The 25,639-nt window shown below is 58.8% G+C and carries 22 protein-coding genes and 1 tRNA gene; 14 read left to right on the top strand and 9 right to left on the bottom strand.

Translation table 11 applies throughout. The features are described 5' to 3' along the window. The first annotated feature begins 44 nt into the window (after positions 1–44). From AKJ29_RS16020 to AKJ29_RS16005, 4 genes are all read left to right on the top strand, one after another. On the top strand, positions 45–509 hold the full coding sequence (locus tag AKJ29_RS16020; RefSeq protein WP_055192698.1) for a DUF192 domain-containing protein: 465 nt from the start codon (positions 45–47) through the stop codon (positions 507–509). A 104-nt stretch (positions 510–613) separates the two neighbouring features. After that, positions 614–690, top strand: a tRNA-Pro gene (locus tag AKJ29_RS16015). A 547-nt stretch (positions 691–1,237) separates the two neighbouring features. Further along, a complete protein-coding gene (locus AKJ29_RS16010; protein ID WP_055192547.1) occupies positions 1,238–4,945 on the top strand; it encodes a vitamin B12-dependent ribonucleotide reductase in 3,708 nt (1,235 codons plus the stop codon). Positions 4,946–5,362: 417 nt separating this feature from the next. After that, entirely contained in the window at positions 5,363–5,761 is a 399-nt protein-coding gene (locus AKJ29_RS16005; protein WP_139231395.1) for a hypothetical protein, read from the top strand. A gap of 117 nt (positions 5,762–5,878) precedes the next feature. Here the strand turns inward: AKJ29_RS16005 and ilvN are convergent, their stop codons facing one another. The 6 genes from ilvN to AKJ29_RS15975 form a co-directional block, all read right to left on the bottom strand. Beyond that, entirely contained in the window at positions 5,879–6,442 is a 564-nt protein-coding gene (gene ilvN / locus AKJ29_RS16000; protein ID WP_055192545.1) for an acetolactate synthase small subunit, read from the bottom strand. A gap of 13 nt (positions 6,443–6,455) precedes the next feature. Further along, on the bottom strand, positions 6,456–8,210 hold the full coding sequence (locus AKJ29_RS15995) for an acetolactate synthase 3 large subunit (RefSeq protein WP_055192544.1): 1,755 nt from the start codon (positions 8,208–8,210) through the stop codon (positions 6,456–6,458). 493 nt (positions 8,211–8,703) lie between these two features. Then, a complete protein-coding gene (locus AKJ29_RS15990; RefSeq protein WP_055192697.1) occupies positions 8,704–9,534 on the bottom strand; it encodes an arginyltransferase in 831 nt (276 codons plus the stop codon). A 120-nt stretch (positions 9,535–9,654) separates the two neighbouring features. Further along, a complete protein-coding gene (locus AKJ29_RS15985; RefSeq protein WP_055192696.1) occupies positions 9,655–10,113 on the bottom strand; it encodes an RDD family protein in 459 nt (152 codons plus the stop codon). Positions 10,114–10,212: 99 nt separating this feature from the next. Continuing rightward, the gene (locus AKJ29_RS15980; protein ID WP_055192543.1) at positions 10,213–10,704 is read right to left on the bottom strand and encodes a DUF2852 domain-containing protein; all 492 of its coding nucleotides are present in this window, start codon (positions 10,702–10,704) and stop codon (positions 10,213–10,215) included. Positions 10,705–10,896: 192 nt separating this feature from the next. Next, positions 10,897–11,367 (bottom strand): YbaK/EbsC family protein, encoded by a 471-nt coding sequence (locus AKJ29_RS15975; protein WP_055192542.1) that lies wholly within the window; start codon positions 11,365–11,367, stop codon positions 10,897–10,899. 233 nt (positions 11,368–11,600) lie between these two features. Between AKJ29_RS15975 and AKJ29_RS15970 the strand changes: the two genes are divergently transcribed. Both AKJ29_RS15970 and AKJ29_RS15965 read left to right on the top strand, forming a co-directional pair. Further along, the gene (locus AKJ29_RS15970; RefSeq protein WP_055192541.1) at positions 11,601–14,420 is read left to right on the top strand and encodes a bifunctional [glutamine synthetase] adenylyltransferase/[glutamine synthetase]-adenylyl-L-tyrosine phosphorylase; all 2,820 of its coding nucleotides are present in this window, start codon (positions 11,601–11,603) and stop codon (positions 14,418–14,420) included. A 12-nt stretch (positions 14,421–14,432) separates the two neighbouring features. Beyond that, on the top strand, positions 14,433–14,729 hold the full coding sequence (locus AKJ29_RS15965; protein ID WP_074963712.1) for a hypothetical protein: 297 nt from the start codon (positions 14,433–14,435) through the stop codon (positions 14,727–14,729). A 146-nt stretch (positions 14,730–14,875) separates the two neighbouring features. Here AKJ29_RS15965 and AKJ29_RS15960 read toward each other — a convergent pair whose 3' ends face one another. From AKJ29_RS15960 to cobA, 3 genes are all read right to left on the bottom strand, one after another. Further along, complete coding sequence (locus AKJ29_RS15960; RefSeq protein WP_055192540.1) at positions 14,876–16,102, bottom strand: MFS transporter; 1,227 nt, start codon at positions 16,100–16,102, stop codon at positions 14,876–14,878. 62 nt (positions 16,103–16,164) lie between these two features. Next, entirely contained in the window at positions 16,165–17,457 is a 1,293-nt protein-coding gene (locus AKJ29_RS15955) for a cobyrinate a,c-diamide synthase (RefSeq protein ID WP_055192539.1), read from the bottom strand. Between the two features lies 1 nt (position 17,458). Beyond that, a complete protein-coding gene (gene cobA, locus AKJ29_RS15950) occupies positions 17,459–18,325 on the bottom strand; it encodes a uroporphyrinogen-III C-methyltransferase (protein ID WP_055192538.1) in 867 nt (288 codons plus the stop codon). Positions 18,326–18,470: 145 nt separating this feature from the next. Between cobA and AKJ29_RS15945 the strand changes: the two genes are divergently transcribed. The 8 genes from AKJ29_RS15945 to pgl all read left to right on the top strand — a co-directional run bounded on the left by AKJ29_RS15945 (position 18,471) and on the right by pgl (position 25,579). Further along, positions 18,471–19,526: a cobalt-precorrin-5B (C(1))-methyltransferase gene (locus AKJ29_RS15945; RefSeq protein WP_055192537.1), complete on the top strand. Its 1,056-nt coding sequence runs from the start codon at positions 18,471–18,473 to the stop codon at positions 19,524–19,526. Then, positions 19,523–20,257 (top strand): cobalt-precorrin-6A reductase, encoded by a 735-nt coding sequence (locus AKJ29_RS15940; protein WP_055192536.1) that lies wholly within the window; start codon positions 19,523–19,525, stop codon positions 20,255–20,257. Before AKJ29_RS15945 ends, AKJ29_RS15940 begins: the two co-directional genes overlap by 4 nt. Beyond that, a complete protein-coding gene (locus AKJ29_RS15935; RefSeq protein ID WP_055192535.1) occupies positions 20,254–20,883 on the top strand; it encodes a DNA-3-methyladenine glycosylase family protein in 630 nt (209 codons plus the stop codon). The genes AKJ29_RS15940 and AKJ29_RS15935 overlap by 4 nt, the downstream gene beginning before the upstream one ends. Further along, positions 20,883–21,578, top strand: a complete 696-nt coding sequence (locus AKJ29_RS15930) for an alpha/beta hydrolase (RefSeq protein ID WP_055192534.1) — start codon at positions 20,883–20,885, stop codon at positions 21,576–21,578. Before AKJ29_RS15935 ends, AKJ29_RS15930 begins: the two co-directional genes overlap by 1 nt. 184 nt (positions 21,579–21,762) lie before the next feature. After that, a complete protein-coding gene (locus AKJ29_RS15925; RefSeq protein ID WP_055192533.1) occupies positions 21,763–22,347 on the top strand; it encodes an HNH endonuclease in 585 nt (194 codons plus the stop codon). A gap of 75 nt (positions 22,348–22,422) precedes the next feature. After that, the gene (locus AKJ29_RS15920) at positions 22,423–23,406 is read left to right on the top strand and encodes an agmatinase (RefSeq protein WP_055192532.1); all 984 of its coding nucleotides are present in this window, start codon (positions 22,423–22,425) and stop codon (positions 23,404–23,406) included. A gap of 47 nt (positions 23,407–23,453) precedes the next feature. Next, the gene (gene zwf, locus AKJ29_RS15915; RefSeq protein ID WP_055192531.1) at positions 23,454–24,908 is read left to right on the top strand and encodes a glucose-6-phosphate dehydrogenase; all 1,455 of its coding nucleotides are present in this window, start codon (positions 23,454–23,456) and stop codon (positions 24,906–24,908) included. Beyond that, positions 24,905–25,579 (top strand): 6-phosphogluconolactonase, encoded by a 675-nt coding sequence (gene pgl, locus AKJ29_RS15910; protein WP_055192530.1) that lies wholly within the window; start codon positions 24,905–24,907, stop codon positions 25,577–25,579. The genes zwf and pgl overlap by 4 nt, the downstream gene beginning before the upstream one ends. The last annotated feature ends 60 nt before the right edge of the window (positions 25,580–25,639 follow it).

Raw genomic sequence — 25,639 nt, 5'->3', positions numbered from 1 at the left:
CCTTTGCGTTTTGAATGCGGGCAGGGCGACAAGGGATCTGGTTCATGCGTTTTTTGCTTTCAGTTTTGCTGATCTGTCTGGCCTTGCCAGGGCAGGCTGAGTGTCGTTCTGATCGCGTGGATCTGCGCGGGGTCTGGGGGCAGGCGGGGTTTTCCGTTGAAGTGGCCCAAACGAACCGGGAGCGCGCCAAGGGGCTGATGTTTCGTGAAGAACTGCCAAAAGGGCAGGGGATGCTGTTTGTCTATCCTTTCGCGCATCAGGTGGCATTCTGGATGAAAAACACCCTGATCCCGCTGGACATGATCTTTCTCTCCTCTGATGGGCGGGTCACCTATGTGCATGAAAATGCGCAGCCCGGGGATTTGACCCCTGTCAGCGGGGGGCAGGATGTGCGCTATGTTCTGGAAATCAACGGGGGGCTGGCGCGGCAGATCGGCATTTCAGAAGGCAGCGAATTGCGCTCTCCTTTCGTTGTGCAAAGCCTTGCCGCCTGGCCCTGTTCCGAGTGACACGATTTCCTGGCTGTCACCTGAAAATTTTCTGGCCAGATTTCTCACTTTTCCGTCGTTTAGGGCTTTTCTCGCACAAAAGAGATCGTTATCTGTCCTTCTGTCGGGGCGTAGCGCAGCCTGGTAGCGCGACGGTTTTGGGTACCGTAGGTCGCAAGTTCGAATCTTGCCGTCCCGACCATCTTCCCTTCTATCTGTTGTGTCTGGACCGCTCCGAAGGGGCGTGTGTCCCCTGAGAGGTTTGGGGTGAGAGCGCCCGAGTTTTCGGATTTGTGTATCTTTACACAAGGTTTTCCACAGATCCCGAAATGAGGGGCGCACCCCAGACGTATGTGGCCGCGTCGGGAGAAGAGGGGATCAGCCAACCGAATTATCAGGAAAATAAGGCTGCACGTGGTGGTTGTGTTCCGGGGAATCAAAAGGTTAATTTCTAACGGCAAAACTGCCATGTTGGGTCAATGGAAAAGAGCTGTGGATATATCTTAAAATATCATTGACGTCTCATGTCCTCCTACGCCACGTTGTGGGGGTCGATCGCATGGCCACAATATATGGTGGACTGGTGGTGATGGGACAGTTGGCATAGTGCATGAGGGCTGCCGTGGCGGTCTTGGCGTTGTCGCAATGCGCATGAAAGATCCTGTTTCTGCCTTGGGTTGTCGATGCCGAAGATTTTTGGGACAGAGTGGCCAATGGCCATACCGCATGCATAAGGATGACAGGGCAAGATGAAGATTGAGCGCAAATTCACCAAAGCCGGAGCGGATGCCTATGCTGACCTGGATTTCACCACCACTTCATCCGAGATCCGAAACCCTGATGGAAGTATTGTGTTCCAGCTTGAAAACTGCGAAGTTCCCGCCTCTTGGAGCCAGGTTGCCTCGGATGTGATTGCGCAGAAATATTTCCGCAAAGCAGGCGTTCCGGCGGTGTCGAAACGGGTGAAGGAGAAGGGGGTTCCATCCTTCCTCTGGCGCTCGGTTCCGGACGAAAAAGCTATGGATGAACTGCCGCAAGAGGCGCGGTTTGGTGGCGAAACCTCAGCCAAACAGGTTTTCGATCGGTTGGCCGGGGCCTGGGCCTACTGGGGCTGGAAGGGCGGGTATTTCACGTCAGAAGAGGATGCGCGCGCGTATTTCGACGAAATGCGCCACATGCTTGCAAGCCAGCGGGCCGCCCCGAACTCGCCCCAATGGTTCAACACGGGGCTGCACTGGGCCTATGGGATTGATGGGCCAAGTCAGGGGCATCACTATGTCGATCATACGACAAAGAAACTGACCCGTTCGACCAGCGCATATGAGCATCCGCAACCCCATGCCTGCTTCATCCAATCCGTTGGCGATGATCTGGTGGGTAATGGCGGGATCATGGATCTGTGGGTGCGCGAGGCGCGCCTGTTCAAATACGGGTCGGGCACCGGCACGAATTTTTCCAGCCTGCGTGCCGAAAACGAAGCCCTGTCAGGCGGCGGCAAAAGCTCGGGCCTGATGGGGTTCCTCAAGATCGGGGATCGGGCGGCTGGGGCGATCAAATCCGGTGGCACCACCCGGCGCGCCGCCAAGATGGTGATTGTTGACGCCGACCACCCGGATATCGAGGAATATATCAACTGGAAGGTCAAGGAAGAGCAGAAAGTGGCCTCTCTGGTCGCGGGCTCGAAGATGCACGAAGCGCATCTGAACGACATTTTCGCCGCGATCCGCGCCTGGGACGGGGCGGAAGAAGACGCCTATGATCCGAAGGTCAACGAAAGCCTGAAGGGCGCTGTGCGGGCTGCGAAAAAAGTAGCAATCCCAGAGGTTTACGTAAAGCGCGTGTTGGATTACGCCAAGCAGGGCTTCGCCGCGATTGAGTTCCCGACCTATGACACCGATTGGGATAGCGAGGCCTATGCCACCGTCTCGGGGCAGAACTCCAACAACTCGGTCCGGGTGACGGATGCCTTCCTGAAAGCCGTTGAAAACGATGCGGACTGGGAGCTGATCCGCCGAACCGATGGTGCCGTTGCCAAGACCATTTCCGCCCGCGATCTCTGGGATCAGATCGGTCATGCCGCCTGGGCCTGTGCCGATCCCGGCATCCAATATCACGACACGGTCAACGCCTGGCACACCTGCCCTGAAGATGGCGAGATTCGCGGCTCAAACCCGTGTTCGGAATATATGTTCCTTGATGACACCGCCTGTAACCTCGCGTCGATGAACCTGCTGACCTTCCTGAAGGACGGCGTTTTTCAGGCTGAGGATTACATGCATGCGACCCGGCTCTGGACCGTGACGCTGGAAATCTCGGTGATGATGGCACAGTTCCCGTCGAAAGAGATTGCGCAGCTCAGCCATGATTTCCGCACGCTCGGGTTGGGTTATGCCAATATCGGTGGCCTGCTGATGAATATGGGGCTTGGCTACGACTCGGTTGAGGGGCGTGCCCTGTGTGGGGCGCTGACCGCGATCATGACCGGCGTCGCCTATGCCACTTCGGCTGAAATGGCGGGAGAGCTGGGGGCGTTTGACGGTTATGCCCGCAATCGTGAACACATGCTCAAGGTGATCCGCAACCATCGCACCGCGTCTTATGGTGCGTCGGATGGGTATGAGCAGCTTGAGGTTCTTCCCGTGCCACTGGATCACGCCAACTGTCCCGATGCCCGTCTGGTTGAGCTGGCGATGGGATCTTGGGACGAAGCACTGCTTCTTGGCGAAAAACACGGGTTCCGCAATGCACAGGTTTCGGTCATTGCGCCCACCGGCACAATCGGCCTTGTGATGGATTGCGACACAACCGGGATTGAGCCGGATTTCGCGCTGGTGAAGTTCAAAAAGCTTGCCGGGGGCGGGTATTTCAAGATCATCAACCGCTCGGTGCCGGCGGCCCTCGAAAAACTGGGCTACAGTTCGGCACAGATCGAAGAGATCGTGTCATATGCTGTGGGGCATGGCACCCTGGGCAATGGTCCGGCGATCAACCATACCACGCTGATCGGGCATGGGTTCGGCGCAAATGAGATCGAAAAGATCGAGGCGGCGCTGCCCTCCGCTTTCGACATTCGTTTCGTGTTCAACCAATGGACCCTTGGTGAGGAGTTCTGCACCAATGTGCTGGGCATCCCGGAAGAGAAGCTGAATGATCCCGGGTTCAGCCTGCTTTCCCACCTGGGCTTTACCCGTCAGGACATCGAGGCGGCGAATGATCACGTTTGCGGGACGATGACGCTTGAAGGGGCGCCATTCCTGAAGAAAGAGCATTATGCCATTTTCGATTGCGCCAATCCCTGCGGTAAAAAAGGCAAGCGTTTCCTGAGTGTTGACAGCCATATCCACATGATGGCCGCGGCGCAGTCCTTTATTTCCGGCGCCATTTCCAAAACGATCAACATGCCCAATGACGCCACGATCGAGGATTGCCAGAAAGCGTATGAGCTGAGCTGGTCGCTTGGCATCAAGGCCAATGCGCTTTACCGCGACGGATCGAAACTGTCCCAACCTCTGGCCGCGTCGCTGGTCGAAGATGACGAGGAGGCAGAAGAGGTTCTGACCTCGGGCACCCCGCAGGAAAAAGCGGTGGTTCTGGCTGAAAAGATCATCGAGAAAGTGGTGATCAAAGAGGTGGCGCGCGGCCGCGAGAAACTGCCGGAACGGCGCAAGGGCTATACCCAGAAGGCGATTGTCGGCGGCCACAAGGTCTATCTGCGCACGGGTGAATATGAAGATGGTAATCTGGGTGAGATTTTCATCGACATGCATAAGGAAGGCGCAGGGTTCCGGGCGATGATGAACAATTTTGCCATCGCGGTGTCGGTTGGCCTGCAATATGGCGTGCCGCTGGAAGAATTCGTGGACGCGTTCACCTTCACCAAGTTTGAACCGGCGGGGATGGTGCAGGGCAATGACTCGATCAAGAATGCCACCTCGATCCTCGATTACATCTTCCGCGAACTGGCAGTGTCCTATCTCGATCGCACTGATCTGGCCCATGTAAAACCGTCAGGCGCCAGTTTCGACGATTTGGGTCGTGGGCAGGATGAGGGTGTCTCCAATGTTCAGGAAATGTCTGAAAGTGCGGCCTCCAAGTCTTTGGAAGTGCTGAAACAAATCAGCTCTACCGGATATCTGCGCAAACGATTGCCGCAAGAGCTGGTGGTGCTGCAGGGCGGACAGGATGTGTCGTTGAACGGGACCGATCCGGTGGTCGCTCTTGAAACGCTGGTCCCGGAAACCGCGCTGGATCGTGCAGCCCCAACGGACATCACGTCTGTTTCGACAAGCGATGCAGCCGATGCGTCAGGTATGGTCATGTCGATGGACCAGCGGACCAAGGCAAAGATGCAGGGCTATGAGGGGGATCCCTGTGGCGAATGCGGGAATTACACGCTGGTGCGCAATGGCACCTGTATGAAATGCAACACCTGCGGGGGAACTTCTGGGTGTAGCTGATTGAATTTGCGCCTTAATTCCCCTTCTTCGGGGTGGGCGCAAGGGATAGGGTGGGCGGTCTTGCCCCCCATCCTCACGCGGGGCGGGTGCGCTCGCCCTCGACGCGGATAAGGCCGCAGGCAATAAATACGACGGGCAGTGAACGAAGAGCCTTATCAGCGAAACTGGGCGCCTGCGGGCGTCCTTTCTTTTTCGGAAGGATGATTTAACTCTACTTTCCCTTGCGTAAACATTCGTCGTGACCCAAGATCAAATGGCAGGTGGCAGTCGGAAAGCACCTCGGCTGTTGTGGAGTTGACGCTCTTTCGCGTCAAGTTCGTGGATTGTGACGCCGAAATTGTGTGTGCCGAGGTCAAAACTCCGCTGGCGGGTCTCGTAACCGGTGAATAGAGTTACCCTATAAGAATGGAGCAGGTCATGAACGGTATTGTTCTCTGGTACAAGAGGGACAAGAAGATCGGTTTGGTATGGTGTGATGATCAGGGCCCTCTGGCCTGTATCACGTCAGACACGCTGGTTCGAAGTGGGTTTGACCACTTGGAGGCAGGAGATCAGATCCTTTGCGACGTTCGTGACGCTGGCGGCATGCGAGAAGTTTGCCAGATCCTGAGCCACCGCCCGTGCTCCTCCGCTTTGGATGTGCAGGTTCTGCTGCGGGCCGAAGCTGATAAAACAGAGCAGGTGGGCGGGGCAGGGGACGCCCCGGTAAGCGATCAGGCTGAACCGGACACCCCCACGGCAATAAATCAGGAGCCACAGGAAGGCGGTGTGCGTCCGATCCCTCAATCCGGCGGCCATCTGAGGGTTGTTGCGTAAAGCAGCCTGCCCCTGTTCAGCCGCGTGTCTTGCCTCTCTTGAGAGACCTCTCCTGAAAGAAAATGGCCCACACCGATCGGTGCAGGCCAGTCTTGAGAAACCTTCAAAGGGCAGGTGTCAGCTGTCTCCGCGAGACAGCGCGGCAACCCCGGTCCGGGCCACTTCCAGCAATCCGAGCGGACGCATCAATTCAGCAAAGGCATCGATTTTTTCCGTGGTGCCGGTGATTTCGAACACAAAGCTGTTCAGCGTGCTGTCGACCACATTGGCGCGGAAAATATCTGCCAGACGCAGAGCCTCAACCCGTTTGTCCCCACTGCCTTCCACCTTGAACAGGGCAAGTTCACGCTCCACAGCCGGCCCTTCAACGGTCAGATCGTGGACCTCGTGCACCGGAACAATCCGCCCCAGCTGGGCTTTGATCTGTTCGATGATCGAGGGGGTGCCTGTGGTGACAATGGTGATGCGCGAGCGGTGCCCCTGATGATCCACCTCTGCCACGGTCAGGCTTTCGATATTGTAGCCACGACCGGCAAAAAGCCCGATCACACGCGCCAGAACGCCCGCTTCGTTGTCGACCACACAGGCCAGAGTGTGACGCTCGATCAGGCCCGAATGCGGGTCCCGCAGATCATAGGCCGATTTGCGCGACGAGCCTTTTTTGATTTTCAGTGCAGACATTTTCTTCGTCTCCTTACACCAAAGTTGCGCCAGCAGCGCCAATAACACCCTGGGTTTCCGCTTCACCCATCAACATATCGTTATGCGGGGCCCCCGACGGGATCATCGGGAAACAGTTGGCGTGTTTCTCGACCAGAACATCCAGAATGAACGGCCCGTCATAGTCCAGCATTTCCTGAATGGCGTCATCCATCTCTGCCGGGTCCGACACCTGACGGCCCTTGCAGCCAAAGGCTTCGGCCAGTTTCACGAAATCAGGCAGGCTCTCGGACCAGCTGTGCGAATAGCGTTCGCCATGCAAAAGCTCCTGCCACTGGCGCACCATGCCCAGGCGTTCATTGTTCAAAATGAACTGCTTGATTGGCAGGCGGAACTGCACGGCCGTGCCCATTTCCTGCATATTCATCAGCCAGGAGGCATCCCCCGCCACGTTGATGACAAGGCTGTCCGGGTGGGCGACCTGTGCGCCAACGGTTGCCGGCAGGCCATAGCCCATCGTGCCCAACCCGCCGGATGTCAGCCAGCGGTTCGGATCTTCAAAGCCCAGGAACTGAGCAGCCCACATCTGGTGCTGTCCCACTTCCGTGGCCACGTAACGGTCCTTGTCCTTGGTCAGGGCTTCCAGACGTTCCAGCGCATATTGCGGTTGGATGATCTGGTCATTTTGCTTGTAGGTCAGGCATTTGCGCGCTTTCCATTCGTCAATCTGGCCCCACCATTTGGCGATGGCCTCGCGGTCCGTCTTGCGGCCACGTGCCTTCCAGACCTTGAGGATATCTTCAAGCACATGCCCCACGTCCCCCACAATCGGCAGATCCACATGGATCACCTTGTTGATCGAGCTGGGGTCGATATCCACATGCGCCTTTTTTGATTTCGGTGAGAAGGCATCCACGCGCCCGGTGATCCGGTCGTCGAAACGGGCGCCGATATTGATCATCAGATCGCAGTCATGCATGGCCATATTGGCCTCATAAAGACCATGCATGCCCAGCATCCCAACCCATTTCTCGCCCGAGGCGGGATAGGCCCCAAGCCCCATCAGGGTTGAGGTGATCGGGAAGCCGGTGGCATCCACCAGTTCGCGCAGCAACTGACAGGCCGCGGTGCCCGAGTTGATCACGCCGCCGCCAGTATAGAAAATGGGGCGCTTGGCGCTCTCCATCAGGTCAACCAGTGCGGTGATTGCCTCAAGATCGCCACGCAGTTGCGGGGCGTAATGGGAAATATCGGTTTTTGACGGGGCGGTATATGTGCCGGTGGCAAACTGCACGTCTTTCGGGATGTCGATCAGCGTCGGGCCGGGGCGGCCGGATTTGGCCACATGGAACGCCTGATGGATTGTGTCCGCCAGCTTGTCAGTCTCTTTCACCAGCCAGTTATGCTTGGTGCAGGGGCGGGTGATGCCCACCGTGTCCGCTTCTTGGAAACCATCGGTGCCAATCATGAAGGTCGGCACCTGGCCGGTCAGAACCACCAGCGGGATCGAGTCCAAAAGCGCATCGGTCAGGCCGGTCACCGCGTTGGTGGCACCGGGGCCGGAGGTCACCAGCACAACACCCGGTTTGCCGGTTGAACGGGCGTAGCCTTCGGCCGCATGAACCGCCCCCTGTTCGTGGCGCACAAGGATGTGGCGAATGTCGTTTTGCTGGAAGATCTCGTCATAAATAGGTAGGACGGCCCCCCCCGGATAGCCGAATACTGTGTCCACACCCTGATCCTTAAGGGCTTGAACCACCATTTTCGCTCCGGTCATTTGACGTGTCATCTTACTCTCCGTCTACACGCGTCCAAATTTTGTGAAGTGCTAAAAAAAAACCCCCGATCTTCGGGGGCGCATGGGGTTACCTTCAGGTTCCGTTACCGGCCCATGCGCCATGTTCCTACGACGACCAGAAGGATGTTCATTGGGGAAGGTCCCTATGTTCCACGTTTTCTTAGCATCCCCGGATGGGGAGTGACTTCCTGCGCGACATTATGAGGGGGGGGCAGGGGCGTCAACAGCGAAAATGACGAATAAAATGTCGCAGGGTCTGTTTTTTTGAATTATTTGGAAATAATATTGCTCATTCTGGTAATAAGTGAAAAAATGCTGGCGGGAATTGGTCGGGTGCGGTCAAAATTTTGCGCAGACCTTTTGTGACGGACACGCAGGGCGGCATGAAACGGGTTCAGGGGGGCGTATATCCCGATACGTCAATAGTATTGGCATCTCTTGCCGCGTTTCGACGTCTCCTGTGTCAGGAGAAAACCAAAACGCTTTAATGATCCGTGTTTGGCAGGCTGGGCAGCTGGATCCCCGCAACCTGCTCTGAAATCGGATCAGTAGAGAGCGGATGCTGATCCACCTCATAGGCTTTCGGGTCCTGCAACGGCTCCCACTCCCCACGGCGATACACTTCGAGAGAGGAGAATTTGGCCTTGTAGTCCATTTTCGGGCTGCCGGGCACCCAATAGCCCAGATAGACATAGGGAAGACCCACTTCGCGGGCCAGTTCAATGTGATCAAGGATCATGTAGGTGCCCAGGGACAGATCCTGCAGGTCCGGGTCATAGAAGGAATACACCATCGACAGCCCATCATCGAGCACATCGGTCAGGCAGACCGCGGTCAGGTCTCCTTTGCGCTGATCGCTGGGGGAACGGTATTCAATCACCCGCGTCTTGATCGGGGTTTCTTCGATCATCGCTGCAAATTCGAACACATCCATATCCGCCATGCCTCCATCTGCATGGCGGCTGTCGAGATAGGTGCGAAACAGGTCAAACTGGTTTTCGGTGGCCCAAGGCGCGCGGGCCCGCCGTTGCAGGGCTGCATTTTTCCGCGCGGTCCGTTTCTGGCTTTTGGTCGGAACGAAATCCTCAACCCGAATTCGGGCCGACAGGCAGGCATTACATTCCGCGCAAGAGGGGCGATAGAGCACATTTTGTGAGCGGCGGAATCCCTGCTTGGACAGGCTGTCATTCAGTTCGGATGCGTGTTCCCCCTGAAGCGCGGTAAACAGTTTGCGCTCCTGCCGATCCTCAAGATAGGGGCAGGTCTGGGGCGCAGTTACATAAAACTGCGGCGCAAGGGGAAGAGAATGGCGCATGGTCATCCGTGTAAATCATGGTTTCCAAAAAGGTAACGCCAATAGGCAGGTTCCTTCAACCCCATAGAATGAAAAGGGTAAACGGCTGATTGTCACAGCCGTTCTGCCCCCGTTTTGGTGCTATTGTCGGGCTTGTCGGTTCAGGGCGGTTGTGCCCAGCACCATGTCGATCAGCCCCTGACCGCGCGGGGTGGTGAACATCATCACCAGAGAGATCAGTTGCAACAGAAATGTCGCCATTGAGATATAATAGCCCAGCGTGTGGAAAATCGCCGTCATCGGATCAAACCGGTCTCCGCGATGGGTGCGCAATTCGATGGCCATCAGGCGCATGCCCAAGGTGGCAGAACGTCCAGAGATCGTGAGGACCCGGTAAACAAAACCAACCGAGAAATAGACCAGCCCAAACAGGAAAAAGCCGATCCCGAAACTCAACAGGCTGGCCAGCACCGAAAGGGTGAAGATCACAACCACGTCCACGCCCCAGGCCATCAGGCGCTTCAGCGCAACACTTTCGTAATATTCAGGCTGGTAGGCGGGATCTGGCAGCCCCCAAAGCGCATTATCTGTATGGGTCATCATCTTTCTTTACCGGGTTGTGATGCAAAGGAAAAGCGCGCCCCATTAAGTCAGGTTGCGGGGCGCGCAGGGTGGGCAGGTGAGAAGGGAGGAAAGGGGTTACTTCTCGTTTTTGCCCGGTTCATCAAGCGTATCTGCCTCATCTGCCAAATCGTCACCAGCCTTTACGGCCGCATCACGGGTGGCATCGGCGCGCTCGTCCATGAATTGGTCGAACTCCGACTTGTCCTTGGCGGCCCGCAGGCGCTCGAGGAAGTTTTCAAAGGCTTCCTGCTCATCCATCAACCGGCGCAGGGTTTCTGCCTTATAGGCGTCAAAGGCGGTATTGCCAGAACTGCGGAACCCGTGTCGACGGGCGAAATGCTGATCGCCTGACATGTGGTGGCGGTGATGGGAACAGGATTTCGAAAACATGCGTTTGCTCCAGATCATATAGGCAAGAAGGGCGAGGCCTGCAGGCCAGAACAGGATGAAGGACACAACCATGGCAGCGATCCAGGCGCCTTTGCCACGTTGATCCAGCCAGCTCTCGGCGCGCGAAAACCAGCCTTGCGGGGCGGGGCTGATATGCGATTGGGCGGCGGTGGACATGGTGGTTCTCCGTAGGATTGTTTCGGTGTATGTGAATGCCTTTCACATTACTGCATGTGGGGAGCCTACGAAGGGGGTGCAAGGGTAAATGTGAATGTTTTTTACATTTTTCAGTTACCTAATTGAAAACATTAAATATAAACTGATGCTTTGCATTCTGTCTGTTGCGAAATAATGGCCCGAATACCGCGCTTAAACAGTAAAACAGGCCAGTTTTGCCCCGCTCGCGCGGATCACATCCTCCGGAGGGGCTGCAAAAATATGGCGCGGTGTGCCTGCGGCGGCCCAGACAAGGTCAAATTCATTCAGACGAGGGTCGCAGAATGCACGAATGGGGGTCAGGTGCCCAACGGGGGAGACGCCACCGATTGCAAATCCGCTCTGATCCCGGATCAATCGCGCATCAGCTTTGCCCAGAGGTTCTCCCGCCAGGGCGGTGGCCTTGTCCGCACAGACCTGATTGCCGCCCGCAGTCAGAAACAAGATGAGGTTCCCGGAGTTTTCCCCCCGGAACATAATGGATTTCACGATCTGATCCAGCGCGCAGCCCGCCGCGGCGGCTGCCTCTTTGGCGGTGCGGGTGCTCTCGGCCATTTCCATGATCTCGACCGCGATCCCATGTGTTTCCAGTGCGGCCCGCACCCGTTTCAGGCTTTTTGACATCTCTGTTCCTTCGTTCGTTCCTCGCACCCTCAGGCGTTTCGACTTTAACCTTCTATCGGGAAACGTCGAGCCGCCGTATGAGATATCAATCTCATGGGCGTTTCGCAAAATACATGTGTTTCAGGTTTGTCCCGAAACGCATTCCCCTAAGGATGCAAAAAGACAGCGACTGAAATGTCGCAGCCCCCCTTTGCGCTGTTGACCCGGCGGTGCCGCGGGGGCAATTTTGCCCCATGACAACAGAACCTTTCGCCGCCCGCATCACGCGTTCTCCAATCGCATATGAAACCGAACCCGCCGGAGAGATTGCCGACCACTTCAAAGATCTCTCCCCCGAGCTGCGTGAGGTCCTGGCCGGCACCGCCGGCTGTTCGCCCTATTTGCGGGGATTGATGGAAAAACAGGCGGATTGGTTGCGAGCGGCCTTGTCGCAGAGCCCTGAGGGTGCTTTTGAAGATGCGATGCAGGCGATCGACGGCGACAGTGACAGCGCGCTGCGCAGCGCGTTGCGAATTGCCAAGCAACGTGTGGCCCTGCTCACCGGGCTGGCAGATCTTGCGGGTGTGTGGACACTGGAACAGGTCACCGGGGCGCTGACTGATTTTGCCGGGCACGCGACCGATCTTGCCATGAAGTTTCAGGTGGGGCAGGAAATCCGGCGCGGCAAATTGCCGGGCATGAGCGAGGACGACATTGCCACGGCAGGCGGTATGGTTGCGCTTGCCATGGGAAAGATGGGCGGGCATGAGCTCAATTACTCGTCCGATATTGACCTGATCATGCTGTTTGATGACAGCCGGTTCGACAATCTCGACTTCCATGACGCGCGCGCAAGCCATGTAAAGGCCACCCGCCGGATGAGCGCGATGCTGTCTGAACTGACGGCGGATGGCTATGTGTTCCGCACCGACCTGCGGCTGCGTCCGGATCCTTCGGTCACCCCGGTCTGCGTGGCGATGCAGGCGGCAGAGCGCTATTATGAAAGTCTGGGACGCACCTGGGAACGGGCGGCGCATATCAAGGCGCGCCCTTGTGGGGGCGATCTGGCCGCAGGTGAGGCCTATCTCAAACGACTCAGCCCCTTTGTCTGGCGCAAGCATCTGGATTTTGCCGCCATTCAGGACGCCCATGACATGCGGTTGCGGATCCGCGCCCATAAAGGGCTGCATGGTGATATCACCCTTCCCGGCCATGACATGAAGCTGGGGCGCGGTGGCATTCGGGAAATCGAGTTTTTCACCCAGACCCGCCAGATCATTGCGGGCGGGCGCGATGAAACCCTGCGCTCTCGCCAGACCGTGTCGGGGCTGGCCGCCCTTGCCGCGGCCAACTGGCTCCCGGATGAGACGGCCGAGGTTTTGACCCGCCATTACCGGTTCCATCGCGAGGTTGAACACCGGGTTCAGATGTTTCGCGATGCGCAGACCCATAAACTCCCCTCAAACCCCGAGGAGTTCGACCGCCTCGCGCGGATGATGGGCGAGGGGGACACCGAAGCGTTGAAATCCCGTATCCACGATGCTTTGACCGAAGTGCATGAGGTGACCGAAGGCTTCTTTGCCCCCGATGACACAGGCGCATCCGTGCCCCAGTTGGAGGAAAGCGAAGCCGAGATTGTGTCGCGGTGGGAAACCTATTCCTGCCTGCGATCCTCGCGCGCGGTCGAGATTTTCAACCGGTTGAAACCTGATCTTTTGGCGCGCTTGGCCGCGGCCCCCCGTCCGCATGATGCGATGATCCAGTTTGATGGGTTTCTCAGCCGATTGCCGGCCGGGGTGCAGCTGTTTTCGCTGTTTGAAGCCAATCCAACCCTGGTGGATCTTATTGTCGATATCGCCGCCACCGCGCCGGCCCTTGCCGCCTATCTTGGCCACAACGCCCAGGTGCTGGATGCGGTGATCGGAGGCGGGTTTTTCGAACCCTGGCCCGGAGAGGCGGCCTTGACGGGGATGCTGAAGGACCGGCTGTCAAAGGCGCCGGATTACGAAGTCAAGCTCGACACCACCCGGCGCTGGATGAAGGAATGGCATTTCCGCATTGGTGTGCATTTCCTGCGCGGATTGATCCACGCACGCGAGGCCGGGGCGCAATATACCGACCTTGCCGATGCGGTGATCCGGGCGCTCTGGCCCGAGGTGGTGGCGAATTTTGCAGTGAAGCATGGCCCGCCGCCGGGGAAAGGGGCGGTGCTTGTCGGCATGGGCAGCCTTGGCGCGCGCTCGCTTTCGGCGACGTCGGATCTCGATCTGATCGTGATTTACGATGCAGACGGGCAGGACATGTCGGATGGCAAACGTCCGCTGGCCACCAAGCCCTATTACGCCCGCCTGACCCAGGCGTTTGTCACCGCAGTTTCCGCGCCGATGGCAGAAGGCAAGCTTTACGAGATTGATATGCGCCTGCGCCCATCCGGTCGACAGGGGCCGGTGGCCACGTCCATTGACAGTTTCCGCACCTACCAGCGCGACGAGGCCTGGACCTGGGAGCATCTGGCACTGACCCGCGCGCGGGTGGTCACCGGGCCTGCCGATGTTGCGGCCGCCTACGAAGCGGTTCGCCAGGACGTGCTGAGCTTTGACCGCGATCCGGTCAAGGTGGTGCAGGATGTGATTGATATGCGGGCGCGCATTGCCGCCGCCAAGGGCGAAGGCGGTGGGGCGCTTGAGGCCAAGCTGGGGGTGGGACATCTGCAGGATGTGGAACTGGTGGCGCAATCCGCCTCGCTCCTGTCCCCGGATGTGGCGCGCACGCCCCGGGAACAGATCGCGCAGGGGGTCGCAATTGGCTGGTTCACTGACGCCCAAGGGCAAGCCATGGCCGACAGCCATGACCTAATGTGGCGGTTGCAGGCCGCGTCCAAACTGCTCAGCGATGGTCCGCTGGATCTGCAGGCGCTGGGGCAGGGGGGGCAGGACCTGCTCTTGCGCGAAACCGGGGTCGAGGATGAGGGCGAGCTGGTGAGCGAGGTTGAAACCCGTGCCGCCCGTGCCGCGGAAGCAATCGAAGAGGTGCTGTCGCATCCGCCGGTGGTGGCGGGATCGGTTTCGGCGTGAGGAGAGGGGCCCATGCGTGAGGAGGGAGAGGACATGAGCGAGCTGATTGCCGCCATCGATAAACGGGGTCTGATCCGCGAAAGCTACCGGATCGACGGGATCCGGTCCGAAGAATGCCGGTCGATCTTCCTTGATTGGGCGCTGTTTGACGAACATGAATTACCGCAGGCTGAACGGATTGCGTTGTTGCTTGAGGCCTACGGCGCGGACGCCCCGGATCATCCGATGACGTCGGTCATGCGGGCTGCTCTGGAACCCGCTGTAACAACCGGCCGCCGCGGCGGGCGCAATGCGCGGGTGAAAACCTGAAACCGGTGGCACCATAACCCTGCCTGAGCCATTGGCTGATAGGGGCAAGATATTTGGGGGAAAGGCCTATCGCTAAAGCTGGGCAAAGCTCCTTTGCCCCCTGTCTCCCGTTACCCCACTCGTCCCCAAAGGCGCTGTTCGGTCAATCAGAACGCCTCTTTCGGGCGCAGCATCAGCCAGATAAGCGACGCGCCTGCCAGGGCTAGAAACGGCACCATCGCGATATTCACAGCGCTCCAGCCTTCCACGGCGGTTCCCCCCGAACAATTCATCAGCCCGCCAGATGCGAGCGAGGCCACGGTCACGCAGCCAAAGACGATCATGTCATTCATCCCCTGCACCCGCCCGCGTTCTTCGGGTTTATGTGCGCCGGCCAGCATGGTGGTTGCGCCGATAAAGCCGAAGTTCCAGCCAATCCCAAGCAGAACCAGAGCAAGGAAGAAGTTCTCCAGTTCGACCCCCTGAAGCGCGACGATCCCCGCCAGCCCGAGGATGACCAGCCCCGAGGAAATCACGGCGCGCACCCCGAAGCGGGCAATCAGATGCCCGGTGAAGAAGCTGGGCACAAACATAGCCAGCACATGGGCGGTGACTATATTTCCCGCCATGTCGGTCTCAAAACCACAGCCGACAACGGCCAGCGGGGTAGAGGTCATGACCAGATTCATCAAAGCGTATGAAACCATGCCGCAAATAATGGCCACGGCAATCACCGGATCCCGCAACAGCTCAAGCCTGGTGCGGCCCTTGGGGGCGTCCATATGTGGCTTTTCCGGCTTGGGAATGTCGAGCCCAAGGAAAAGAAAGGAGCCTGCAAGGTTGATGGCAATGATCGCCAGGTAGGCACCAAGGAAGGGCACAACCAGCATGTCATTGGTCAGGTTGAACAGTTGAGGGCCGATAATGGCCGAGGCCAGCCCGCCCGCCATCACATAGGAAATGGCCTTGGGGCGGAATTCGGGTGAGGCGGTATCGGCCGCGGCAAACCGGTAAAAACCCTGTGCGGATTGATACAGGCCCATCAGGAAAGACCCCAGAAGGAAGAGCGAGAAGTCATATTGCATCAATGCATAGGCGCTGATGGCTGCGCCGAGCGACCCTCCACCCGTGCCAACCCAAAACCCAACCCGGCGACCATAGGTCTGCATCACCCAGCTGATCGGATTGGCCCAGACCATCGACCCGGCCACCATCAGTGAGATCGGCAATGTTGCCCAACACGGGTTTGACGCCAGAGACTGTCCCGCCAGACCTGCCATGGTGAAAATCATCGGCATTTGCGCGCCCAGAATGGCCTGGGCCAGCACCAGAATGGTTACATTTCGCCTGGCGCGGCTGTCATCCGCCATGGAAGGGGCATTAATATCGGTCATGGGTCAATAAGCCTGACATGAAGGGGTCACCCCCAAGCACCAAGCAAATTGCCGCAAAAAAATCAATCCGCTTTGTCGATCAGATGGGCAAAGCTGCCACTGACATTGGCGCGGATGAGTCCCATTGGAATAAGCGTCTGTCCCTCGGCATCCGTGGCCTCGAACAGGGCGGTTCCTTCGGCGCGGATTGTGGTGGCGTAGTGGAACTCATGTGCGTTCCAGCGCCCGGCAAAGGGCCCGTGATCCGTGCTGACCTGCCGATACCCCAGATGCAGCTTGCGCTTGGAGAAACTGGTCTCAAGCCCCAGGAGGCCAAGCATCTCATGGGTATTTCCATCTTTGTCTTCAATGGTTTGGCCAAGGGTCATGTAACCTCCGCACTCGCCGTAGATGGGGCAGGTTGCGGTGCGCATACCAGATTTGAAGTTTTGCGCAGCTGCCAGTTGGGCTGCATGAAGCTCCGGGTAGCCACCGGGCAGGAAAATGAAATCCGCATCTTTTGCCGGGGCTTCATCCGCCAGCGGTGAAAACGGCAGGATTTCTGCACCCCCCGCCCGCCAATCGGCCAGAATATGCGGATAGGCAAAGGCAAAGGCGCGATCATGTGCCACAGCAATGCGACTGCCCGGAGAGGGCAGGCGTGCGGCGGTGGGTGCGTTGGGAAGGGTGGTTGCCAGAGAGGTCAGGGCTTCGAGGTCGATCGCTTCGCTCACCGCGTCGCCAACCCGGTCCAGATAGGCCTGCAGGTCCGGATGCTCGCCCGCCTGTACCAGCCCAAGGTGGCGTGACGGGTGCGCCATCTGATCCTGACGATAGACTGCGCCCAGAACCGGCAGTTCGATCCGCGCCATGGCGGCGCGCAGCATTGCCTCATGGCGCGCCGATCCAACCTGATTGAGAATCACCCCGGCGACCCGCACATCGGGATCATGGGCGGCAAACCCGGCAATCAGCGGGGCAAGCGATTGCGCCATACGCGCACAATCCACCACCAGAATGACCGGAAGGTTCAGGATGCGGGCAAGGTCCGCAGTGGCGCCTTTGCCTACTGGCGGGGCGCCGTCAAACAGCCCCATGGCCCCTTCGATGATCAGCAGATCACCACTCTGTCCCGCCAATGCCCGCACCCGGTCCGGAGACATTGCCCATGCGTCCAAATTCAGGCAGTCCCGCCCGCAGGCGGCGGCGTGAAAGCGCGGGTCGATGTAGTCCGGCCCGGATTTCGCCCCGGTGACATGATGCCCCTGCCGGGTCAGGGCGCGCAGAATGCCCAAGGTAAGCGTGGTCTTGCCAGACCCCGAATTGGGGGCGGCGATGATCACACCCTGCGGGTGGGGCAATTGCGCGGCGGCCATCTCAGCGATCCTCGGCCGGGCGTCCCCGCCCAAGCGGGTCGGTGTTGCGCGGCGCCATGCCTTCTGCGATCGCCTGCCAGTCAAGCGCCTGACGCATCAATGTCGCGCGCCCGACGCAGATGATTGCCGGGGCACCAAAGCCACCAGCTTCGGCGTCTTCGACACAGGTGATCAGGGTGGTTTCCAGCACGCGCTGCTCTGGCGTGGTGGCATTGGTGACAATGGCAACGGGTTCTTCCGGTTCGCGCCCGGCGGCAATCAGGGCGGAGCGGATCCGACCCAGATGTTTCATGCCCATGTAGATTACGATGACCTGCGACCCTTTGGAAATTGCGCTCCAGTCCAGGGAACCGGGCGTATTGCCGGACTGGTCATGCCCGGTCACAAAGGTAACCGACTGGTTCACATCACGATGGGTGACCGGGATGCCGGCATAGGCAAGACCGCCAATCCCTGCAGAGATGCCGGGGATGATGCGGATCGGGATCTGGTGCTGAACCAGCGTCTGTCCTTCTTCGCCGCCACGCCCGAAGACAAACGGATCCCCCCCCTTCAGGCGCAACACGCGCTTGCCTGCACGGGCGTGATCCACCAGTTGCAGCGAAATATCGCGCTGGTTGGCAGAGGGTTTGCCACCGCGCTTGCCGGCATAGATGACCTCGGCATCCGGGCGCGCCCAGTCCAGGATGACCTTTTGAACCAGCGCGTCATAGACAATCACATCTGCCTGACGCAGCGCATTGACAGCATGCAGCGTCAACAGGCCGGGGTCTCCGGGGCCAGCGCCCACCAGCCAGACCCAGCCGGGTTTCATTTCGGGCCATGCGCCTCCGGCAAGAGAGGCAGGAAAAGAGAGTTCGTTTTGCATGGCGCTCTTATAGGTGGGAGTTCGATCGGGCGAAAGCCGTCTTGCGACATTCAGTTGTCTGCCACCGCCACCCTGCCGCGCTCGCGCGCTCAAATGGCGCAAACGCCGATTGGCGGCGCGAAAAGACGCTGGTAAGGTCACGCCGATGACCGAGATAAATACAGTTCAATTGCGCCGTGGCTGGACCACGGGGGCCTGTGCCACCGCTGCCACCTGTGCGGCGGTGCATCACCTGTGGGGCGGGGCGTTTCCGGATAAGGTGTCGATCACTTTGCCCAAAGGCGAGATGCCCGAGTTCGACCTTGAGGTTGCGCATCATGGTCAGGGCTGGGCCGAGGTCGGGGTGATCAAGGATGCGGGCGATGATCCGGATGTCACCCACGGTGCGCTGATTCTTTCCCATGTGCGCACTGGCACTGCGGGTCAGGGCATTCGTTTTCTCGCGGGGGAAGGCGTGGGTATGGTGACCAAGCCGGGCCTGCCCGTGCCCCCGGGAGAGCCTGCAATCAACCCGGTGCCGCGCCGTATGATCACCGAAGTGATCGAGGCCGCCGCCCGCCAATTCAATCACGCGCCTGACCTTGATGTGACCATTTCCGTGCGGGGAGGCGCGGACCTCGCTCAAAAGACCTGGAACCCGCGGCTGGGAATTGTTGGTGGGCTGTCGATCCTCGGCACTACGGGGGTGGTGCGGCCGTTTTCCTGTGCGGCATGGATCGCCTCTATTCACCGTGGTGTCGATGTGGCGCGGGCCACCGGGTTGCCCCATGTGGCTGGCTGCACCGGGGCCACCTCAGAGGCCACTGTTCAGGCCCTCTATGGCCTGAGTGACGGCGCCATGATCGACATGGGGGATTTTGCCGGGGGCATGCTGAAATACCTTGCCAAACACCCGGTGGGCCGGGTGACGGTTGGGGGCGGGATCGGCAAGATCACCAAACTCGCACAGGGCGCGCGTGATCTGCATTCGCGCCGCAGTCAGGTGGACTTTGATCTGCTGGCGGATTGGCTTGGCGATGACGATGTCCGGGGGATGAATACAGCGCTTCAGGTCTATGAAAAACATGGAAAAATAATGGTCGATGTTGTGGCGGAAAAGGCGTTGGCGCAGGTGCGTCACATATTGCGCAACACGGATTGTGTCGCGGATATCGTCATCATCGACCGACCGGGCGCCATCATCGCACAGGTGGGCGGATGAGCCGGCGGCGCCTCCTGCTGCTTGCGGGAACTGCGGAAGCGCGTGAATTGGCAAACCGTCTTGCCAAGGCGGGGTTTGAGGTGATTGCGTCCCTTGCCGGTTCAACGCGCCAGCCCAGACCAATGGCGGTGACCACGCGCATAGGTGGGTTTGGTGGTCAGGAGGCGCAGGCCGCCTATATGACGGATCAGGCATTTGATCTTGTCATCGACGCCACTCACCCTTTTGCCGACCGGATCAGCCAGCGGAGTGCCGAGATTTGCGCCGCCTTGTCGATCCCCTATCTCAGATATTCCCGCCCCGCGTGGACACCGAACCCCGGTGAAACCTGGAATTTCGTCAAGAGTGCAATGCAACTTCCTGACTTGATTTGTGAAAAATCGCGCGTGTTCCTCGCCACTGGCGGGCAGAGCGAGGATATCGCCAAGGCATTGCCGGGCCGGGTTCTGTTTTGCAGGCGGGTGGATGATGGGCCAGAGCCTTTTCTCTTGTCCGGCGGATGGATCACCGGACGGCCGCCTTTCACCCTGGCGGCAGAAACCGCTTTGCTAGAGCAGCTCGGCGTGGGTTGGCTGGTTGCCAAAAACGCTGGGGGGGCGGCGCGCGCCAAACTTGATGCCGCGCGGGCGCTTGGGGTGAAGGTGGCCATGATCGCCCGTCCGGATGGGCCGGATGCAGAGACGGTTTCGACATTGGGCGAGGTCATGGCCTGGGCAGAGGCCCATCAATGATGGAACGCGTGATCACAGGGCAGGCCTGCTTGAAAGAAGGGGCCGATTGGCTGGTTGAATGTGAGCCAAGATTTGCGAAAGCCCTTGAGCAGATTGATGAAATCCCGTTGCGGCTGAGATCGGACGGGTTTGCGGCGCTTTTGTCCGCGATCGTCTCTCAGCAGGTGTCGACCGCATCGGCGCAGGCCATCTGGGAGCGGATCGAGGGGGCCGGGCTGGTCACGCCCGAGCGGGTTGCGCAGGCAAGCACCGAAGACCTCGCGCAACTTGGCCTGTCTCGTCCAAAAATCCGCTATGCGCAGGCCCTTGCAAATGCGGGGATTGATTATGCGGCGTTGCAGTCTGCCTCGTCTGATCAGGTGATTGCGACGCTCACTGCGGTCACCGGCATCGGAGAGTGGACCGCCGAGATCTATGCCCTGTTTTCGCTGGGGCGTGCAGATATCTTTCCAGCTAAGGATCTGGCCCTTCAGGAAGCCGCGAAAGAGATGTTTGATCTGCCTGCGCGCCCAAAAGATCGTGAACTGAAAGTGATGGCAGAGGCCTGGTCCCCATGGAGGGGCGTTGCAGCGCGGCTCTTGTGGGCCTATTACCGGGTGATCAAACAAAGGGAAGGGATCCGCTGATGACTCGCATTCTGGATGCAAAACGCCGCCCTGCGGCTTCGGGCACAACCAAATCTGTGGTGGTGTTCCTGCATGGGTATGGTGCGGATGGGGCGGACCTTCTGGGGTTGGCGGATCCCCTGTCCGAACATCTGCCGGATACCACATTCATTGCCCCTGACGCGCCCGAAAAATGTGCGGGCAATCCGTTTGGCTATCAGTGGTTTCCCATCCCGTGGCTTGATGGATCGTCGGAAGAAGACGCAATGCGTGGCGCGGAAATGGCCGAGGCCGACATCAACGCCTTTCTGGACCGGGTTCTTGAGGAAGAGGGTATAACCCACTCACAACTCATTGTTTTCGGGTTCTCTCAGGGCACGATGATGAGCCTTCGCGTGTTGCCGAAACGCGCCGAGCCGGTGGCCGGTATCGTGGCCTTTTCGGGTCGGATGCTGGAGCCGGACGAGTTTGCAGCTCATATTGTCAGCAAGCCGCCGGTGCTTTTGGTTCATGGCGATCAGGACGATATGGTCCCGCCGCAACATTTCAGCGAAAGTGGCACCATTCTTGAGGCCAATGGGTTTGAAACCTATGGGTTCATTATGAAAGGCACTGGCCATGGCATTGCCATGGACGGGCTGTCGGTTGCGTTGCAGTTCATGCTCGATAAACTCGGCATTCAGAAGATGCAGATGGGAAATGAAGGCGAACAATAAGCGCTAGTCACGGTCATTTGGTACGTCACATCTTTGTCACCTCTTGCGGTTATAGCTCCCACAACCCTCTATCTTGGGGGTTGTTTGGTTTCTGTTCCTATATATAGTTGAACCAAGCGCAGGGGCGGGAGCTCCCGCCCCGTGAACCAAAGAGGTTAAGCACAGGGCGGTGGGGGAGTCCCAAATGGATGGCGATTTCAGAACAGAGTTTACGAGGGAGCCGGGGCGGATAAAGCAGCACCCGGCCTTGGTCCTGAATGCGGATTTCAGGCCCCTGTCCTATTATCCGCTTTCGCTTTGGCCCTGGCAGGAGGCGATCAAGGCGGTGTTTCTGGATCGGGTCAATATTCTGGCGGAATATGATGAGCTGGTTCATTCCCCCAGTATGGAGATGCGGATCCCCTCGGTTGTGGTTCTGAAAGATTACGTCAAACCCCAAAAGCGCGTGGCCTTCACGCGCTTTAATTTATTTCTGAGGGATGAATTTTGCTGTCAGTATTGCGGCGGAAAAGGGGACCTGACCTTCGATCACGTGGTGCCACGGGCATCAGGTGGCGTGACCAGTTGGGAAAACGTGGTCGCGGCGTGCCAGAAGTGCAATCTGAAAAAGGGGTGCAAACCCCTGCATCGGTCAGGTCTGAGCTTGCGCAAACCCGCGAGGCAACCCACGGCAGAAGAGCTGCGCAATGTCGGGCGCAAGTTTCCTCCTAACCATTTGCATGAAAGTTGGATGGATTTTCTGTATTGGGATGCCGAGTTGGATGCCTGATGGACAGGCGGTGCCATCTGAAAAGTGAAGACGGGATGTCTGGATCGGGTTAGCCTGTCCCAAAGGGAGGCTCAGATGATCAATCAGAAAACCGATGACTTTTTCAAACCCGTCTCGGGGTTTGACCTGCCACGCTTTGCGGGCATCCCAACTTTCATGCGCTTGCCACATGTCGATCTGGATCATGCGCGGATCAAAGAGGTGGAGGTGGGGCTGGTTGGAGCGCCATGGGATGGGGGCACCACCAACCGGCCAGGCCCGCGCCACGGTCCCCGCCAGTTGCGGGACATGTCCACCATGATCCGTGCGCAAAATGGCGCCACCGGTATACGCCCGTTTGAAGTGATGAACTGTGCTGATCTGGGGGATGTGGCGCCAAACCCCGCGGATGTCATGGACAGTCTGGAGCGGATGCAGATCTTTTACACCCGTGTGAAGCGGGCAGGGATCCGGCCTCTGACCGGCGGAGGGGACCACCTGTGCACCTTACCCATTTTGCGGGCGCTGAGCGTGGATGCCCCGCTGGGTATGGTGCATTTCGACAGCCACACTGACCTGTTCCATTCCTATTTTGATGGCACCATGTATACCCATGGCACCCCGTTTCGGCGCGCGGTTGAAGAAGAGCTGCTGGATCCGAAGCGTGTGGTGATGATCGGGATCCGTGGCACGGCATATGATAGTGAAGACCGGGATTTTGCCAATGCAGTGGGCATTCGCGTGATCGCGATTGAGGAGTTTCATGCCCGTGGCGTTGTCGATGTGATGCGCGAGGCGTGCGAAATTGTCGGCGCGGGGGATACCTATGTCAGCTATGATATCGATTTTGTGGACCCCGCCTTTGCGCCGGGCACCGGCACGCCAGAGGTGGGGGGACCGACCTCCTATCAGGCGCTTCAGGTGGTGCGTGCCCTTCAGGGGGTAAAGATTGTCGGTGCCGACCTGGTTGAGGTGTCGCCGCCATTTGACCCCGCTGGCGCAACAGCCTATCTAGGAGCGTCGATCATGTTCGAACTTCTGTGTGTCATGGCTGCTTGCAAGCCCACGCAGGATGGATGATCACGAACCAGCACGTGGTTTGCGACAGATAAGTTACGGAGAACTTCATGGTTTCGCGCGTTATCCCTGTGGATCCTTTCGATCTGGTCATCTTTGGAGGGACCGGTGATCTGGCCCGTCGCAAGATCCTGCCGGGCCTCTATCGCCGCTATCGTGATGGGCAGATTCCCGCGGAGGCGCGTATCATCGGCGCAGCCCGGTCAGAGCTTGATTGTGCGGGGTATAGGGGCTTTGTTGAAACTGCCGTGCGCGAATTCGTGTCGAAAAAGAAAAGTGATCCCAGTGTTTTGCCGGGGTTTCTTGATCTTTTTTCTTACGTCGCGATTGACGCGCTTGGGGATGAGGGATGGGCGCATCTCGCCAAAGAAATGCGCAAGGACGTGGTGCAGGCCTTTTACTTTTCTGTTGGCCCGCGCCTGTTTGGGCCGATCGCCGAACGCCTTCGGGGGCATGAAATTGCTGGCCCGCAGGCGCGGATCGTTGTCGAAAAACCGTTCGGGCATGATCTGGAAACCGCGCGTGCGCTCAATGCCACGCTGGCCCGGCATTTCGAAGAAAGCCAGATCTATCGGATTGATCATTACCTGGGCAAGGAAACGGTGCAGAACCTGATGGCGCTGCGCTTTGGAAACATGCTGTTTGAGCCGCTGTGGAACGCGCAATATGTGGACCATATCCAGATCACTGTTGCGGAAACCGTTGGGGTCGCCGGGCGCGGGGCCTATTATGACCGCTCGGGGGCGATGCGCGATATGGTGCAGAACCACCTGATGCAGCTTTTGTGCCTCACGGCGATGGAGCCTCCCTCGAAATTCGATCCCGATGCGGTGCGGGATGAAAAGCTGAAGGTGATCCGGGCCCTCGATCCGGTGGCGCCAGAAGATCTGGTGCGGGGGCAGTATCGTGGCGACGACGAAGTTCCTGCCTATGCGGGGGATGCGGAAGTTGATGCAAGTGATACGGAAAGTTTCATCGCGATGAAGCTGCACGTGTCGAACTGGCGTTGGAACGGCACGCCGTTTTACCTGCGCACGGGCAAGCGCCTTCGCGCGCGCATGTCCGAGATCGTGGTTCGTTTCAAAGAGCCGCCCCATTCCATTTTTGAGGAAGATACCGGCCAGTCTGCCAATGAGTTGTCGATCCGGTTGCAGCCAAATGAGGGCATGGATCTGAAAGTGACCATCAAGGAACCGGGGCCGGGGGGGATGCGGCTGATCGATGTGCCGCTCGACATGACCTTTGCAGAAGCCCTTGGCGAAGACGTGGCTGACGTGCCGGATGCTTATGAGCGGTTGATCATGGACGTGATCCGCGGCAATCAGACCCTGTTCATGCGTGGCGACGAGGTGGAGGCGGCCTGGGCCTGGACGGATCCGATCATCGAAGGCTGGCAGGCGCGTCGCGACAAACCGCATTCCTATGACCCATTCACGTCTGGGCCGGATGAGGCATTGATGCTATTACATAAAGACGGCCGTCGATGGAGGGAGCTGCGGGAATGAAGCTGATTGATTACCCCGATCAGGACATGATGATGCTGGATCTGGCAGACCGCATCGCATCTGAGCTTGTGATGACATTGGAACATGAAGAACGTGCCAGCCTGGCGGTGCCGGGCGGCGCGACACCGGGCCCGATTTTTGACGCGCTTTGTGCAGCGGATCTGGATTGGGCGCGGGTGGATGTGATGCTGACCGATGAACGCTGGGTGCCGGAAACGCATCCGCGTTCCAACACGGCCATGCTGCGGGACCGGCTGCTGACCAGCCGGGCGGTCCGCGCCAATCTTGTGCCTCTCTATCACGCCGGGGCCACGCCCGAGCAGGTGATTGCGCAGATTTCCGACCGGGTGGAGGATTGCCTGCCGCTCTCTGTCGCCGTGTTGGGGATGGGGGAGGATATGCATACGGCCAGCTTGTTTCCCGGCGGAGACCAGCTTGCACAGGCTTTGTCGCGTGAAGCGCCAGCTGCACTGACCATGATCGCCCCCGGTGCACAGGAGCCGCGCGTCACGTTGTCCGCGCGGGCGTTGAACTCGGCGGTGAACAAACACCTGATTATCACCGGGCAGGCCAAGCGTGACGCGCTTGCACAGGCGATGGAGGCAGAGGATGCGCTGGACGCTCCCGTCAAGGCGCTGCTTGGGGCGCTGATCGTGCACTGGGCCGCGTGATGTTCGGGGTATATGGTCAGCCCGTGGGGAATGTGTATAGTCGGTTCAGTGCAGTGCAGG

This window comes from Aliiroseovarius crassostreae, from assembly GCF_001307765.1.
GTDB classification, from domain to species: Bacteria; Pseudomonadota; Alphaproteobacteria; order Rhodobacterales; family Rhodobacteraceae; genus Aliiroseovarius; species Aliiroseovarius crassostreae.
This window is presented reverse-complemented; position numbering and strand designations above follow the sequence as displayed.

Bases quoted from the DNA above. Each gene is read 5' to 3' on its own strand.
- AKJ29_RS15970 (WP_055192541.1), top strand. From the start codon at position 11,601: ATGACAACAGAACCTTTCGCCGCCCGCATCACGCGTTCTCCAATCGCA.
- AKJ29_RS15930 (WP_055192534.1), top strand. From the start codon at position 20,883: ATGACTCGCATTCTGGATGCAAAACGCCGCCCTGCGGCTTCGGGCACA.
- zwf (WP_055192531.1), top strand. From the start codon at position 23,454: ATGGTTTCGCGCGTTATCCCTGTGGATCCTTTCGATCTGGTCATCTTT.
- AKJ29_RS15960 (WP_055192540.1), bottom strand. From the start codon at position 16,102: ATGACCGATATTAATGCCCCTTCCATGGCGGATGACAGCCGCGCCAGG.
- AKJ29_RS15925 (WP_055192533.1), top strand. From the start codon at position 21,763: ATGGATGGCGATTTCAGAACAGAGTTTACGAGGGAGCCGGGGCGGATA.
- pgl (WP_055192530.1), top strand. From the start codon at position 24,905: ATGAAGCTGATTGATTACCCCGATCAGGACATGATGATGCTGGATCTG.
- AKJ29_RS15940 (WP_055192536.1), top strand. From the start codon at position 19,523: ATGAGCCGGCGGCGCCTCCTGCTGCTTGCGGGAACTGCGGAAGCGCGT.
- AKJ29_RS15945 (WP_055192537.1), top strand. From the start codon at position 18,471: ATGACCGAGATAAATACAGTTCAATTGCGCCGTGGCTGGACCACGGGG.
- AKJ29_RS15935 (WP_055192535.1), top strand. From the start codon at position 20,254: ATGATGGAACGCGTGATCACAGGGCAGGCCTGCTTGAAAGAAGGGGCC.
- AKJ29_RS15990 (WP_055192697.1), bottom strand. From the start codon at position 9,534: ATGCGCCATTCTCTTCCCCTTGCGCCGCAGTTTTATGTAACTGCGCCC.
- cobA (WP_055192538.1), bottom strand. From the start codon at position 18,325: ATGCAAAACGAACTCTCTTTTCCTGCCTCTCTTGCCGGAGGCGCATGG.
- AKJ29_RS15980 (WP_055192543.1), bottom strand. From the start codon at position 10,704: ATGTCCACCGCCGCCCAATCGCATATCAGCCCCGCCCCGCAAGGCTGG.
- AKJ29_RS15985 (WP_055192696.1), bottom strand. From the start codon at position 10,113: ATGACCCATACAGATAATGCGCTTTGGGGGCTGCCAGATCCCGCCTAC.
- ilvN (WP_055192545.1), bottom strand. From the start codon at position 6,442: ATGTCTGCACTGAAAATCAAAAAAGGCTCGTCGCGCAAATCGGCCTAT.
- AKJ29_RS15975 (WP_055192542.1), bottom strand. From the start codon at position 11,367: ATGTCAAAAAGCCTGAAACGGGTGCGGGCCGCACTGGAAACACATGGG.
- AKJ29_RS15965 (WP_074963712.1), top strand. From the start codon at position 14,433: ATGCGTGAGGAGGGAGAGGACATGAGCGAGCTGATTGCCGCCATCGAT.
- AKJ29_RS15955 (WP_055192539.1), bottom strand. From the start codon at position 17,457: ATGGCCGCCGCGCAATTGCCCCACCCGCAGGGTGTGATCATCGCCGCC.
- AKJ29_RS16020 (WP_055192698.1), top strand. From the start codon at position 45: ATGCGTTTTTTGCTTTCAGTTTTGCTGATCTGTCTGGCCTTGCCAGGG.
- AKJ29_RS15920 (WP_055192532.1), top strand. From the start codon at position 22,423: ATGATCAATCAGAAAACCGATGACTTTTTCAAACCCGTCTCGGGGTTT.
- AKJ29_RS16005 (WP_139231395.1), top strand. From the start codon at position 5,363: ATGAACGGTATTGTTCTCTGGTACAAGAGGGACAAGAAGATCGGTTTG.
- AKJ29_RS16010 (WP_055192547.1), top strand. From the start codon at position 1,238: ATGAAGATTGAGCGCAAATTCACCAAAGCCGGAGCGGATGCCTATGCT.
- AKJ29_RS15995 (WP_055192544.1), bottom strand. From the start codon at position 8,210: ATGACACGTCAAATGACCGGAGCGAAAATGGTGGTTCAAGCCCTTAAG.